Here is a 13,668-nt window from a genome sequence, read left to right as displayed (position 1 = left end):
TGGGCAGGCAAGGGCTGATTGGGGCCGACCGGCCCTGGTGCGTCGCCCCCACGCAGGGCACGATCGCTGCGGGACGACAGAACGCGAGGGGCAGTCATGACCGTACGGGCGTTCTCGCCACAGGAACCGATCCGGGTCTTCCTTCTCGACGACCACGAAGTCGTACGGCGCGGGGTGCACGACCTGCTCGGCGCCGAGCCCGACATGGCGGTGGTGGGCGAGGCGGGCACCGGTGAACAGGCCCTGGTCCGGGGTCCGGCGCTGCGTCCGGACGTCGCGATCCTGGACATCAGGCTGCCGGACGGCGACGGCATCACCGTCTGCCGCGAACTCCTCTCCCGCACACCGGGGCTGGCCTGCCTGATGCTGACCTCGTTCGACGACGACGACGCGCTGCTCGACGCCATCATGGCGGGCGCCTCGGGCTACGTCCTCAAGCAGATCAAGGGCTCGGACCTGGTCGAGGCCGTCCGCACGGTCGCCTCGGGCCGGTCGATGCTGGACCCGGCCACCACCGCCCGGCTGATGAGCAGCCTGCGCGGACCGGCCCAGGAGACCACGGCCGGGGACGCCCGGCTGGCCGGTCTCACCCCGCGGGAGCGGGAGATCCTCGCGCTCGTCGGCGAGGGCCTCACCAACCGTCGGATCGGCAAGCAGCTCTACCTCTCCGAGAAGACGGTCAAGAACCACATCTCCCGGCTGCTGGCCAAGCTCGGCGTCGAGCGCCGCATCCAGGCGGCCGTCCTCGCCACCCGGTTCACCCCGCCCGACACGAAAGGCGAGTGAACAGGCGTCACTTCAGTCCGTGGAGCGGAACCCTCCACCTCAGGCGCGTCCCGCCCGTCGCCCCGGGGCCGACGGTCAGCCGTCCTTCGAGCCGCTCCGCCCGCTCGGCGAGATTGCGCAGCCCGCTGCACCGCTGCTCCTCCTCGCGCAGCCCGACGCCGTCGTCGGCCACCGCCACCGTCAGTACGCCCTGGCCCACGGTCACGGCGACGTCCGTCCGCGACGCCCGGGCGTGCCGGGCCACGTTCGACAGCGCCTCGCCCAGCACCGCGACCACCTCGTCGGCCACGACCTGCGGCACGTCCGTGTCCAGCAGCCCCTCCATCCGCAGAGCCGGGGTGAACCCGAGCGCCGAGATCGCCTCCTCCACCGTGCGCACCGCCCTGATCCGCAACCCGCTGCCGGGCACCGGCGATTCGTGGGCGCGCAGGCCGAAGATGGTCGACCGGATGATCTTTATGGTCTCGTCGAGGTCGTCCACCGCGCGCACGAGCCGTTCGGCCGCTTCCGGGTGGTCGACGAACCGCCGGGCGCTCTGCAGGGTCATTCCGGTGGCGAACAGCCGCTGGATGGCGAGGTCGTGCAGGTCGCGGGCGATCCGGTCGCGGTCCTCCAGCAGGCTCACCTGCTCGGCGTCGCGCCGCCGGTCCGCCAGCTCCAGGGCCAGGGCCGCCTGTCCGGCGAAGCCGGGCAGCGGGGCCGTTTCAGCTGCGCTGAAGGGCGGCCTGCCCGTGGTGCGGGCCAGTACGAGCACCCCGCGCTCGCCGATCGGCACCGCCACCGCGGGACCGAGCCCCTTCCAGCGTTCGGGAGCGAACGTCACCCGGGGATCGTCCGCGACGCAGGCCGACGACACCAGACCGGCCGTCTGGAGGGCGATGCCCGCGAGGGTTCCCTCCCGGGGCACCGTCAACCCACAGTGAGCTTCAGCGCCCTCACCCAGCGCCAGCACCCCGCGCAGCGTCTCCGCGCCCTCCACCAGATCGACCACACCCAACTCGGCCGACGTGATCCGGCGGGCCCTCTCGACCATCACCTTAAGCACCCGGGCCTCCGGCATCCCGGACAGCAACCCGGCCGTGAACTCGGTGCTCGCCTCCAGCCACTGCTCGCGCAGCCGCGCCTCCTCGTACAGGCGGGCGTTCTCGATCGCCACGCCGGCCGCCACGGCGAGCGTGGTCAGCACCGCCTCGTCCTCCGCGTCGAACTCGCCGCCGCCGCGCTTCTCGGTCAGATAGAGGTTCCCGAACACCGTGTCGCGCACCCTGACCGGCACCCCCAGGAACGAGTGCATCGGCGGATGGTTCGGCGGGAAACCCGAAGAGGCCGGATGGTCCGCGAGCTCCGGCAGCCGCAGGGGCTCCGGATGGCGGATCACCTCCCCCAGCAGTCCGTGCCCGGACGGAAGGTCCCCGATCCGCGCCCGCAACTCCTCGTCGACCCCCATGGTCAGGAACTGCGCGAGCCGCTGATCCTGACCGATGACCCCCAACGCCCCGTACTCGGCGTCCACCAGCACCACCGACGCCTCGACGATCCCCCGCAACACCTGCGGCAGATCCAACTCCCGCCCCACCGACAGCACGGCCTCCAACAAGCCGTGCAACCGGTCCCGCGTGCCCCGCACCGCTTCGATCCGCACCTGGAGCTCGTCGAGCAACTCGTCCAGCCGGAACCTCCCCAGCCGACTGTCCGCCCCACTGCCCCCGGCCTCGGTCCCGCTCATGGACCCCACCTTCCGATCCGGCAGGCAAGAGAGGACACCCGCACTCCACCGTAACGACGGAGCACACCGGCGGAAGGCCCCGGAGCGCAGCCGGTGGCGGAAGGCCGGAAACAGCGCCCCGTGGGTCCCGTTGGTCTACCGTGGCAACGTCAGCCGACGGGACTCCCCGGGTGCCACCGATACCGTCTGCCCCGGGAGTTCGATGTCGATCGGCGACCGGTCCGAGGCCGGAACGCTGACGTCCAGCTGCCCCGGAACCATTCGCAGGCGTACATCCCAGTGCCCCTGGTAGCGGAGGGAGAAACCGTACTCGGACAGTTCGGGCAACGGTGCCGGGGCGAGCCGCAGGACATTGCCACGGGTTTCGAGCCCGGTCAGGCCCCGCTGTACGAAGTCGAGGATGCCGGCCATCGCGCCGAGGTGGATCCCCTCACCGGTGGTGCCGCCCTGAAGGTCCGCGACGTCGCCCCGCAGCGCCTCCTGACAGAACCCCCACGCATCGGCACGCCGCACCCGTGCGAGCACGTGGCCGTGGACGAGCCCGCTCAGGGTCGAACCGTGGCTGGTGCGGCGCAGGTAGTGATCGACGGTGCGGCGCCAGGTGTCCTCGTCGCACCGCACCCCCAACCGGTCGAATACCGAACGCAGTTCAGCAGGGGGGAGGAGGTAGCCGAGCATCAGGACGTCGGCCTGCTTCGACGCCTGGTAGCGGTTGACCGAGTCGCCCTCGGCCTCCAGGATCCGGTCGAGCCGCCGGATGTTCCCGTACCGCTTGCGATACCCCTCCCAGTCGAGCTCCGCCAGTTCCCCGTACCCCTCGAACTGGCTGATGACACCCGCGTGGAAGGGCACGTGCAGCGTCCGCGAGACCTCCTCCCACAGTTCCAGCTCGCCGCCGTCAAGACCGATCCGCTCGACGAGTTCCCGACGCCGAGGCTCGGGCAGGACGCCCAACAGCTCCAGGGCACGAGCAAGGACCCAGGCGGCCATCACATTCGTGTACGCGTTGTCGTCCAGGCCCGGCTCGCCCGCCCCCGGATACGCGTCGTGATACTCGTCGGGCCCCACCACCCCACGGATGCGATGACGGCCGAGCCCTTCGTCGTACGTCGCCGAGGCCGCCCAGAACCGGGCGATCTGCAGCAGCATCTCCGCTCCCTTGGTGTGCAGGAACTCGGTGTCCCCGCTCGCCGCGCAGTACTGCCACACGTTGTACGCCACGGCCGAACCGACGTGGCGCTGAAGGCGCGAGTGGTCCGGCAGCCAGCGCCCGGACCGGGGGTTGAGGTGCAGCTCCTGGGTCTCCTCCCGGCCGTCGCTGCCGCTCTGCCACGGGTACAGGGCGCCGGTCAGGCCCGCGTCCCTGGCGGCGCTGACGGCCTGGCCGAGGCGCCGGTGGCGGTAGGTGAGCAGGGCGCGGGAGACCTCGGGTAGATGCAGGTTGAGGTACGGCAGGACGAACAGCTCGTCCCAGAAGACATGCCCGCGGTACGCCTCACCGTGCAGCCCCCGTGCCGGCACCCCCACGTCGAGGTCCGCGGTGTGCGGCGAGAGGGTCTGCAGCACGTGGAAGAGATGCAGCCGCAGGATCCGCCCCGCTTCCCCCGGGACGTCGAGGGCGGCCCTGTGCCACAGCTGGTCCCAGGCCGTCAGGTGCGATTCGAGCAGCTCGTCGAAACCGGGTGCACGCGCGACCCGGTCGCAGGCGGCGTACAGCGGGTCGCTGATGGCGGGATCGCGCGAGGTGTGCAGGGTCACGGCCTTGTCGACGGTGACGGTCTCACCGGGGAGGAGTCGAAGCCGGACCCGTTGCGCCACGAGGTGTTCCCCGTGGTGAATGGTGGCGGGCGCGTCGGCGGTTTCGGCGGTGAGGCGGGCCGCCATGCCGATCCGGATGTCGGAGGTGCTGGTGCGGCAGCGGAGCCACACGGTGCCGGGCCCTGACTCGCCGGTGTGCACGTGGACGAGATGGCGACCGTTCAGGTCGTGGTAGCGGTGCACTCCACTGTTGGTGACGCCACCGTCGAGCGCCGCCTCGACTTCGAGGTACCCGGAGAAGCCCTCGGCCGTGAACTCGGTGCGCAGCGCGGCCAGATGGGGATCACCCATGTGCACGAGACGCAACTGCGTGACGCAGAGAGTGCCGCGCCCGGGAACCACGTACCGCATCCTCCGCTCCAGGAGCCCCGAGCTGAGCAGGAGGGTCTGCCGATATCCGTCCGCCACGTCGGAGTCCGGACGAAGCCATGCGCCGGGCCCCTCGTCGCCGTGCAGACGGAAGCGCAGAGGAAGCCAGTTGGGCAGATTGACCATGTCCTCGTTCTCGACACGACGGCCTGCCACCGTGGAGCGGAGGCGGTTGTAACACCCCGCCGCATACGTGCCCGGGTAGTGCACCCCGTCCGCCGCGCACTCGGGGGCCGCCCCGCGGGTGGCGAAGTAGCCGTTGCCGAGGGTGCACAGAGACTCCCTGAGCGCTTCCTGGTCAGGGTCGTAACCCTCGTAACTCCACGTCCGGTCCGTGTCCGGAACGCCGATGTCCGTCACGCCGGTGCTCCTTCCACGACCAGTTCACCGAGATCCCGCACGACCAGGTCGGCGCCGCGCCGCCGCAGTTCCTCCCCGGCGGCCTGCCCGGACGTCCGGTTCACACCGATCACCAGACCGAACCCGCCGCGCCTGCCCGCCTCCACTCCGGCCAGGGCGTCCTCGAAGACGGCGGTGTCGGCGGCCGGGACCCCCAGCCGTCGGGCGGCTTCCAGGAAGAGGTCGGGCTCGGGCTTGCCAGGCAGCCCGAGCCGGGCCGCCTGGGCGCCGTCCACCAGGGCGTCGAAGAGCCCCAACACGCCCGCCCGAGTGAGGAGTTCACAGGCGTGCCGGGAAGCGGACGCGGCGGCGAGAGGCAGCCCGTCCCGCCGCAGGACGTTCAGCAGCCGTACCGTACCCGCAAAGGCATCGACGCCGTGCTCCCGCAGTTGCTCGGTGTACCGCCGCTCCTTGTCAGCGGCGACGGCCCGCACCAGGGAGGGGTCGGGATCGATGCCGCGCGAGGCGAGGAACGCGGTGGCCCCGTCCTGACGGGACCTGCCGTCCACGAGGCGCGGATAGTCGTCCGCCACGTCGAACGGCCTTCGCTGGTACGGATCTTCAGGCGGGTGCTCCCTCAGGAAGGCGTCGAAGGAGGCCTTCCAGGCGGCCGCGTGGACCCGGGCCGAATCCGTGATCACGCCGTCCGTGTCGAAGACGGCGGCCCGGACGCCGTGCAGGGCGGGTGCGGACTCCACGCGGGGACCCGCCCCGTCCGGACGTTGCGGTGGAGTTCGTCGGGGGATGGCAGGCACGGAGGTCTCCTCTGCTCGCTCTCGCGGCCCTGACGGGCACGGCATCAGCCTCGCGTCGGAACAACGTTGCGTACAGGGCCCGTTGGACCTCGACGGGGTACGGGGGACGCCGTCAGTGGAGCGAACCGGGACAGTTCATGGTCACCGCGGCGATGACTCCGAGGTCGAGCAGCACGCCGAAGGACAGCCATGCGTGGAACCAGAGTGCCTTGAGTGCCAAGCCGGCCGCGGCGGCGGCGACCGCCACGGCCGGCCACGCGTCGGCCTGCGCGACGACGGCCGCCCCCGCGGCGACGTACAGGACGGCAACGGCACCGGCGAGGAGGACGGAAGCCTGCCCGGCCCGTGCCTGTGGCAGCTCGGCGACGGCGAACGCCCAGGAGTGCCGCGGGTCGAACGGCGCGGACGAACGGGCGGACCCGGCGGAGGAAGCCCACCACACCGGCAGATGAGCGAGACCGTGCCGGACCAGGAACACGGTGACGAGGGCGGTCTGCTCATGGACGCGCTTCCGGCTCCTCGCCACCCTGGTCGAGGCGGAAGGGCGGGTAGGCGTCCGTGAGGGGAGCGGCGTACGCGGCGACCCGCAGCACCCACCGGTTCAGCCCGATCACCAGGTCGAAGAGGCCCCGGGGATAGCGCCCGGTGAAAAGAGGAGGGCGATGCCGGCGAACAGTAAGAGCACGCCGACGAGTCCGCCCGCCGCCCATGGCACGCGGACACCGCCGAGCAGGAAGCTGAGCACCAAGAAGTGGGGGACTGCCAGCAGCCACCACTTCACCAGGACCAGGCCCCGGGAGAGTTGGTCCGGATACGCCACGTCGTAGCGCGCCGGATAGTCGGGTGCGTCTCGCAACGTGAACGGCGGGTAGCGGTCGGTACCGAGCGCGCTGTAGGCGTAGTACCCCACCCGCCAGCTTCCGCGCAGCACACCCGCACTGAACTCGAAGAGCGGACGCGGCTAGCGGCCGGCGATCAGGATGGTGAAGAAGGCTACGACCCACACCACCAGGAGGGCCGCCCACAACAGGATCAGCACGAGGTAATGGGGCAGCGCCAGCAGCCACTTGACCAGCCACAGCCAGCGGGACAAGGGCGAGTCCAGCCGGGCCGAGAGACGGGCCGGATACGCGGAGTACGGAGACTTCGGGGGAGCGGTGTTCATGCTGCTGCGACCTTCCAGGCGAACAGCGTCGCGGGCCTCGACGGCCATGGGTGAAGCCCGGGGCGAGCGCGGAGGAGCGGAGAGAAAGGACTGCGCCGAGAGCAGTGGCGGCGCAGCGCAGGGAGAGCGATGAACCACTCGCTCCCTCAGAAGGAGAACCTCCTGTTCCCGATACGAGGCTGCCCTCTCCTCAACGAGCGCCCGGGGTCGGACGGCCCCATCGGGGTACCGGTCGGCCCTGGAACGTGGGCCGGAACCCTGCCCGACCCGCTCTCGCGCAAGGTCTTTCGGCACTCGCGCGCTGCCCCGCCCCGGCGGGACTCTGGAATCGAGAAAGAAGCACAACCACCCGACAAGGAGGGCGAGATGACAGGAACGACCGAGCGTCGGACGACCTGGCCAACCCTGCTTCCCGACCTGTTCAGCTGGGTCGAGTCGGGCATCCCGGGCCTGCACACCGCACCCGGCCTGCACAGCATCCGCATCGAGGAGTCCCTTGAGGACGGCACCTACATCCTCCGCGCGGAGCTTCCCGGAATCGATGCCGACAAGGATGTCGAACTCACCATCGCCGAGGGCATCTGTGGCGGCCAGCTCCCGGACTGCCTGCTGCTCGTCCGCCAGGGTGGCCAACGGAAGTACGGTGCTCTGGCGCTTCTCGGGCGTTGTGCTGAGCACATGTGAGCTGGTTACGCGGCCGCCGAAGGCGGATCGGAGCCTACGCGGTGTAGCGACCCATGGTCCGGCCGGAGGAGTCCCTGAACAGCCGGCCGGTCTCCGAGCTGCTCTTCGCAGCAACGAGCAGGGCCAGTGCCTGATGGGACAGCCGGGCGCTTTTCGCTCCACCCCTTCACGTTCGTCCGTGAGCCCCTATCTTGCTGAGATGGAGTGGTTCACGCTCGCCAGCACCCTTGTCGGTGGAATGATCGCTGCCGTTGCCGCTCTACTCGCGGATGGTCGTCGCTGGAAGCGGGAACGCAGCAATCAAAGCGCAGAGGTTCGACGCACCCTATACGGGAGCTACCTGGCTAGCCTGACGCAGGCCAGGCACACGTGCAGTGCCTTGGCGCGCGATCCGGAAGCATCGGCAGCTGCGAGGCGTAGCGCGATCAACGTAGCGTTCGATCCATGCAACGCCTTCCGTGCGCAGGTGACGATCGTCGCTCCATGGGAACTGGTTACTCCATCGCGCCGCGCATTCCTAGACCTGCAAGAGTTTGGGAATCGCATTGTCGCAGGGTTGAACTTGGAAGATCCGGAATACACCGTACGACGGATCAGGCACGACCAACTTCTTACGGTGCTGATTGACGCGATGCGGAAGGACTTAGGGAATGCGACCTAAGGGCCCGCAGAAGAACAACCTGCGTGCTCGCATCTCGCTGACCTGGGGCGTCAAGTCCCAGAACCAAAAAGTTGGTGTTATCTACGAGCCCTTAGAGGGCGAGCGGGTTCTTCTGCGTGCCACGGACCGTCGACGATTCCATGCTGCCGAGGGTCCGCCTGCGCGACCGGGAAATGAGTCGGGCGACAGTGTGGCCGACTCATCATCGCTGCGGATTATCGCGTTCGGGAAACGGTGGGTTTCTCGGGCGATGCTCTGCTGGTTCTTCAGGAGCACCCGCCCGTTGTATCAGCGTGGTCAATACATCCTGTACGAGCGGGAGTTCATGCCTGCGCGGGAGTAGAATGGGACTATCGGGAACAGCCCTTGAGCCGGTCCTCGTGTCGGCCCCGTTCCCGGTGAACGATGATGCCGGGCCATCTTTTCGTGGGTCCGGAGACGGGTCCACGTCATGATCGCGACCATCGCATACCCGGAGCCGCGGCAGGCGACCGCAACGGTGCCGTCCGTCCGCCTCGCCCTGAAGGCCCGGAGTGTCGGCAAGGGGCTGTTGGACGGGGCGTGGTGGCCCCGCTCGCGTGACTTGTCGCGGGAGCTTCCCGCGCTCACGGAGGTGCTGGACCCGTTGTGGGGGCGGATCACTCATATCGCGGTCAACCCCGCGCGGTGGCCCCTCATTCCGCGCAGAGTACCCGTCCACGGGCATGTGGTGAAGGTCGGCTGGTTCAGGGCCGAACTGGACCCGCACAAGATTCTCCTGCTGTCCTACAACTCCGGACGCTGGGACCTGCTGGTCGTTCCACCGCACACCGGCGCGGCCGCGGCCGCCCGCCTGATGGCTGCTGCTTCCGACGTGGCGGGTCCGTTCCGCACCGCGAGTGCCCTCGTCGCGGCTGAGGAAGCCGCGTACGGCACTCTGGGCGCGGGCTGGCAACAGGATCCTGAAGAGGGGTGGGAGGGTGAAGGCGGAGCTCGTCCGGCCACTGTGGCTGTTCCTGGCTGTCCGGACTGTCCGGGCGGGCGTTCCGCGAGCGGTCGTGGTGCCCTGGCACTCCAGGCAAGGATCAAGAAAGCAGACCTCGAACTGATGACGGTCACGATCGAGGCCATGCGCGGCATCCACGCCGAGAAGACCGATCCTTAAGAGAGGACCCTCACCCACAAGCGCCCGTTCTGCCTCCGGCAGGGCGGGCGCTTCGCGTTGCCGCCCCTTACTCGTACTGCGGTCCGCTCGCGTCAGTCCGTAGCGGGACCCGCAGGGTTTATTGAGCAGGACCAGCATGTACTCCCTGCTCCTCTTGGCTGCTCACCTCGACTGATGAGGCCCTCGGCGACCTGACTGCGCATGTCCGCGTCGAATCAAGGAAAGGAGCTGCAAGAGCACCTCCTCGCTTCTGAAGGTCACGCCAGTCTCGATGCCATGAAGCACGAATCGTGGCTGGTGCACGGCTTCGACGACGAGCACCAGGGTTGGACGCCGGCCAGGGTCAAGCTGCTGATCGGCCGGATGTTCCACGTCGGCTGCACCGTCCAGGGGATGTGACGGCTGTTCAGGCGCCACGGCTGGAGCTGCCAGGTGCCCGTCCGGTGGTGCGGGTGGCCGGGCGGCGCGGTGGGCGGGTCAACATCGCCGGGACGGTGTGCTTCCAGCCGGGGGTGCGGGCCCGGATGTTCTTCAAGCTGTACGTCTGTCGCGGACGCAAGGGCGAGCCGAAGTCGTTCACCTGGCAGGACTACCGCGACTTCCTCCAGATGGTGCACCTGCAACTGGGCACCCCGGTGGTGTGGGTCTGGGACAACCTTTCCGTCCACCTGCAGCAGGAAGCCTTCGACTTCGCTGAGGAGCACAAGGTCTGGCTGGTCATCTTCCATCTGCCGCCGTATGCATCGGAGACCAACCCGCAGGCGGGGACCTGGAGCCTGCTCAAGCGGGCCCTGGCCGACTTCGCCGCCGCGGATCTGGCGCACCTGATCCGCGTGAGTAAGCGGAAGCTGAAGAAGATCCAGTACCGGTCGCACTTTGATCGACGGCTGCCTGCCAACCACCGGCCTGGACTTTGTCGGCCTGAATGATCAGCCGGACATCGCGGATTCAAGCCGAGTAGATACGCGTGAAGAGCAGCAGACTCCTGCATGGCGCCTGAGCTCAGGCACGTCACGCCGTGATCCGCTGCGTCCATCGCCAGGAACCCGGCTCGCCCGTTCTCTTCCAGGACGCGAGCCCTCTCCTGCTTCTGGCACTTCAGGGTTCGCGGGGCGAGAGGTATAGAGAAGTGTCTGAGTAGGATCCAGGGCGCAACTGTCCGGATTCCAGGAGGGTTTCGGGTTCACCGGATGCATTTCCTGCCGCTCCAGCTAGGCTTACTCCCGGCGTTTTCTGGCACTGTGGCCCTTGGTCCTCGGCTCGTGGCATGCGGTGGCGGACGGGGGAGGGGAAGTGTTCAGTCCACTGGTGTGGCCCGCGTTTCTCAAGCGCCGAGCCCTCGACCCGCTCGTGCCTGACGGTGACATCACCTCGGAAGAGCTGCGCGTTCGGTCCTACGACGTCGAACCCCTGTTCCGGTGGTTTCACGCCCGCCGTCTCCGGCCCGCGCTACTGCTTCTGTTCCTGCCCCTGGAATTCCTGCCGCTGATCGTCAGTACCGCGCTGACCGGGAATCTGAACCATCCAGAAATCTGGCAGGTCGCGCAAGCGGACTTTCTTCGCATGGTGAGGCTGGGAGATGGAACCTCAGATTTCGCGGTTCCATTGGTCAGGGACTATCCCTCGCTGATCAATGTCGTGATCGCGGCGGTCACTCTCCACCTCGCCTTCGGAAACTGCCGGCGTGCGGACGAATTCGCCGCCCGCCTCCATGCGCAAGGCATGCTGCGGGTGCCCCCGCAGAGCCGAACCGTCGTCCGTCTGGCCGTCCTGCGGGCGAACCGGAGATTCGCCGCGTGCGGTCGGCATTCGTGGGCCGTGGCACTGCTCTCCGCCGGGGTAGCCCTGCTTCTCATGGGCGCCTTCCGTCAGGGCGGGGTGTTCTCCTGGCTGGCACCCGACGGGGATACCGCGTCCCGGCGTGCGTGGAGTGCTGCGGCCTACCAGTCCTGGTGGGCCTCGCCGGAGGCCGGGGGCCTGGCCGGTCCCCTCGCCTATGGGCTGGTCGCGACGACGGTCTCGTACGTGATGATCAAGCACAACCTCATGGGCGTCTGCCTGATGTCCTTCTTTGTCGCTATACGGAAAGATGTGCACTATGCCTTCGACATGACCGATGCCGATGGTTTCCACGGCTGGAAGGACGCGCGGGCGCTCGTACAGGGAGTCGTCGTGTCCGTGCTGATCAGCCTGGTCGCGTTCGGCTCGCTCTTCCTTTCCCTCTCGGTGCACCAGGTCCGCTGGACGACCCCGCTGCTGTTGCTCTTCCTGCTCGGCGTTCCCACGTACTTCGTCGGCCCTCTGCTTCTCATCCGGCGGGCGATGCGGGGGTTCCGTGAGCGGGAGATCGCACGGCTGCGGGGCTGCTTCGCCGACCTGCGGGAGCGTACGAGCGCGGACTCACTCGAACGGTTCGAGATAGAGAACGTCGAGCGGCGAGAGATCGCGGTCGTACGGGACGGTCGTGTCCGTCTGTTCCGGGTGAAGGAGGTAGTCGCCACGACCTCCGTCTATCTGGGGTCGGTGGCGGCCGCCATGGTGCGCATCCTCACCCGCTAGGTTCTCCGCGGCTGGCATGGTTGGCGTGTTGGCCTCGCGGCGGCTTGGTGGGGTCGTGGGCGGCGATACCTGCTCGGCGATCGTCAACTGTTCGCGGATCACCGGTCTGACCAGGGACGTGATCGCTGAACTCGTTGCCGGGATCGGCCCGTTGTGGGCCGCTCAACGGCACCAGAGACTTTCGGGACGTCCGCGGCAACGCGCCTTGGGAGCGGGCGCCCGTTACACGTTGGTCTTCGTCGACCGACTAGTTGCCACGCTCTTCCCTCTCCGGCATGAGGTCACCCACGACGTGCTGGCCTGCTGGTTCGGCGTGGAGCGCTCCAACATCACCCGCGCGATCGGAAAGATCCGGCCCTTGCCGGCCCAGCGCGGCTGCACTGCGGGACTGGATGCCCGGCTGCGTACGCTTGCTGACGTCATCGACCACCTCGGCGCGAGCGGGCAGGGCGCCATCATCGAAGCCACCGAGATCCGCGTCCGCCGCCCCACGCAGGCAGTTGGACTACTTCGATGCCCCGGGAACTGAGCACACTGTCTCCTGCCCACGTGATCTGATCGAGCCCGGTCAGGAGTCAAGGACGTACACCACGACACGTGACATCCAGGAGTCCGAACTCCACTCCAAGCGCGCCATGTGCCACCTGAGGGTCACCAGCGGCCAGGAGCAGGAGTTGTTGGCCAATCTGCATGACGGCTACGCGTTTGAACTCCCGGCAGGCGTCGAATCAGTTTCCAACTCTGTCACCGTCGAACGTGCTTGGAAGTGACAGTGGCTGGTTCGATTGAGCGGCCCTGTCCGGGATCTTGAGGAGCGAAGGTCATTTGCCCTGGCGCCATCAACGCGGGCGACAACCCGGGGCGGTCGCCCCGGGGCTACCTGGCTTCGAGGTCCTCCAAGGGCGGCGGCAAGGGTGATGTGTGCAGGCTCCCTTTCGCCACGAAGTCGCGCTGGCTGGCCTGGGGCGATGCAACGTATCGGGCTACCCGTACATTCACTTCCGGGACGAGGCGTGGATGAAGACCGCCGCCTTGTACTGGCCGCGGATGGCCCGTGTAGTCCCGGCCGGTTTCAAGCCGTCGGATTCCGGCTCAGCTCTCGCGCACAGGGACGAGCTTGATTTCCTGGTGGACGCGGACCCGGACGTGGCGGCGCATGCCGTGGCCCCGGTCTTCCAGCGGCTGATCAACGACCACGAGTGGGGTCCTCGGTGTGGCGCCGGTCGGTCGTCTGTTCCGGAATCAGGCGGGCACATACGTAGACCCTGCTGCTTGCGGCACGACGGGGGCACGTGCTCGGGAGTACGTGCTGACCCGTACGGAGCTCGCTGCCGGGCTGGCCAAGCGTCCGTGCGATCTCCGGCACGCGGGGATCTCGTTCTGGCTGTACTCCGGGGTGGACCCGGCCGAGTGCGCTCGCCGTGTCGGCCAGACCATTGAGGTGCTCTTCCGTCACTACGCCAAGTTCCTGGATGGTGTCCGGGAGCAGGCCAACCGGCTCATTGAGCAGTCGATGGAGGAGTGGGATCGCGTCCACCGGGGTGCGACGCCTGGGGCCTGAGGCGGGCTCTTGGTCCGTGACTGGTCCGGAAGGGCTGGTCA

The 13,668-nt window shown here is 68.4% G+C and carries 13 protein-coding genes and 1 pseudogene; 9 read left to right on the top strand and 5 right to left on the bottom strand.

Annotation, left to right across the window (positions count from 1 at the left end; genetic code table 11):
* Positions 1-96: 96 nt before the first annotated feature.
* The gene (locus ACH4SP_RS27975) at positions 97-786 is read left to right on the top strand and encodes a response regulator (protein WP_398418625.1); all 690 of its coding nucleotides are present in this window, start codon (positions 97-99) and stop codon (positions 784-786) included.
* Positions 787-793: 7 nt separating this feature from the next.
* On the opposite strand, the gene ACH4SP_RS27970 is transcribed toward ACH4SP_RS27975, so the two are convergent.
* From ACH4SP_RS27970 to ACH4SP_RS27950, 5 genes and pseudogenes are all read right to left on the bottom strand, one after another.
* The gene (locus ACH4SP_RS27970; RefSeq protein ID WP_398418624.1) at positions 794-2,512 is read right to left on the bottom strand and encodes a GAF domain-containing protein; all 1,719 of its coding nucleotides are present in this window, start codon (positions 2,510-2,512) and stop codon (positions 794-796) included.
* A 135-nt stretch (positions 2,513-2,647) separates the two neighbouring features.
* Complete coding sequence (locus ACH4SP_RS27965; RefSeq protein ID WP_398418621.1) at positions 2,648-5,059, bottom strand: glycoside hydrolase family 65 protein; 2,412 nt, start codon at positions 5,057-5,059, stop codon at positions 2,648-2,650.
* The gene (locus ACH4SP_RS27960) at positions 5,056-5,796 is read right to left on the bottom strand and encodes an HAD family hydrolase (protein ID WP_398418619.1); all 741 of its coding nucleotides are present in this window, start codon (positions 5,794-5,796) and stop codon (positions 5,056-5,058) included. Before ACH4SP_RS27960 ends, ACH4SP_RS27965 begins: the two co-directional genes overlap by 4 nt.
* A gap of 169 nt (positions 5,797-5,965) precedes the next feature.
* A complete protein-coding gene (locus ACH4SP_RS27955; RefSeq protein ID WP_398418617.1) occupies positions 5,966-6,379 on the bottom strand; it encodes a hypothetical protein in 414 nt (137 codons plus the stop codon).
* A pseudogene (locus tag ACH4SP_RS27950) lies at positions 6,351-7,018 on the bottom strand (DUF4389 domain-containing protein). Before ACH4SP_RS27950 ends, ACH4SP_RS27955 begins: the two are co-directional and overlap by 29 nt.
* 366 nt (positions 7,019-7,384) lie before the next feature.
* On the opposite strand from ACH4SP_RS27950, the gene ACH4SP_RS27945 reads away from it, so the two are divergent.
* From ACH4SP_RS27945 to ACH4SP_RS27910, 8 genes are all read left to right on the top strand, one after another.
* Positions 7,385-7,702 (top strand): hypothetical protein, encoded by a 318-nt coding sequence (locus ACH4SP_RS27945; protein ID WP_398418615.1) that lies wholly within the window; start codon positions 7,385-7,387, stop codon positions 7,700-7,702.
* A 199-nt stretch (positions 7,703-7,901) separates the two neighbouring features.
* On the top strand, positions 7,902-8,363 hold the full coding sequence (locus tag ACH4SP_RS27940) for a hypothetical protein (RefSeq protein ID WP_398418613.1): 462 nt from the start codon (positions 7,902-7,904) through the stop codon (positions 8,361-8,363).
* Positions 8,364-8,814: 451 nt separating this feature from the next.
* Positions 8,815-9,507: a DUF5994 family protein gene (locus tag ACH4SP_RS27935; protein ID WP_398418611.1), complete on the top strand. Its 693-nt coding sequence runs from the start codon at positions 8,815-8,817 to the stop codon at positions 9,505-9,507.
* A gap of 276 nt (positions 9,508-9,783) precedes the next feature.
* Complete coding sequence (locus ACH4SP_RS27930) at positions 9,784-9,906, top strand: hypothetical protein (RefSeq protein WP_398418609.1); 123 nt, start codon at positions 9,784-9,786, stop codon at positions 9,904-9,906.
* Positions 9,903-10,436: a transposase gene (locus ACH4SP_RS27925; protein WP_398418607.1), complete on the top strand. Its 534-nt coding sequence runs from the start codon at positions 9,903-9,905 to the stop codon at positions 10,434-10,436. The genes ACH4SP_RS27930 and ACH4SP_RS27925 overlap by 4 nt, the downstream gene beginning before the upstream one ends.
* Positions 10,437-10,755: 319 nt before the next feature.
* Positions 10,756-12,066, top strand: a complete 1,311-nt coding sequence (locus ACH4SP_RS27920; protein WP_398418605.1) for a hypothetical protein — start codon at positions 10,756-10,758, stop codon at positions 12,064-12,066.
* Between the two features lie 55 nt (positions 12,067-12,121).
* Positions 12,122-12,595 carry a transposase family protein gene (locus tag ACH4SP_RS27915; RefSeq protein WP_398418603.1) on the top strand — a complete coding sequence of 158 codons (474 nt, stop codon included), beginning with the start codon at positions 12,122-12,124 and terminating at the stop codon, positions 12,593-12,595.
* A 777-nt stretch (positions 12,596-13,372) separates the two neighbouring features.
* The gene (locus ACH4SP_RS27910) at positions 13,373-13,627 is read left to right on the top strand and encodes a hypothetical protein (RefSeq protein WP_398418601.1); all 255 of its coding nucleotides are present in this window, start codon (positions 13,373-13,375) and stop codon (positions 13,625-13,627) included.
* Positions 13,628-13,668: the final 41 nt, after the last annotated feature.

It is taken from the genome of Streptomyces sp. NPDC021093, from assembly GCF_044333135.1.
Lineage (GTDB): Bacteria > Actinomycetota > Actinomycetes > Streptomycetales > Streptomycetaceae > Streptomyces.
The sequence above is the reverse complement of the archived record's forward strand: the minus strand, read 5'-3'. Positions and strand labels throughout refer to the sequence as shown.

Coding starts and splice junctions, on each gene's coding strand:
- ACH4SP_RS27975 (WP_398418625.1), top strand. CDS start 97: ATGACCGTACGGGCGTTCTCGCCACAGGAACCGATCCGGGTCTTCCTT.
- ACH4SP_RS27970 (WP_398418624.1), bottom strand. CDS start 2,512: ATGAGCGGGACCGAGGCCGGGGGCAGTGGGGCGGACAGTCGGCTGGGG.
- ACH4SP_RS27945 (WP_398418615.1), top strand. CDS start 7,385: ATGACAGGAACGACCGAGCGTCGGACGACCTGGCCAACCCTGCTTCCC.
- ACH4SP_RS27940 (WP_398418613.1), top strand. CDS start 7,902: ATGGAGTGGTTCACGCTCGCCAGCACCCTTGTCGGTGGAATGATCGCT.
- ACH4SP_RS27935 (WP_398418611.1), top strand. CDS start 8,815: ATGATCGCGACCATCGCATACCCGGAGCCGCGGCAGGCGACCGCAACG.
- ACH4SP_RS27930 (WP_398418609.1), top strand. CDS start 9,784: ATGAAGCACGAATCGTGGCTGGTGCACGGCTTCGACGACGAGCACCAG.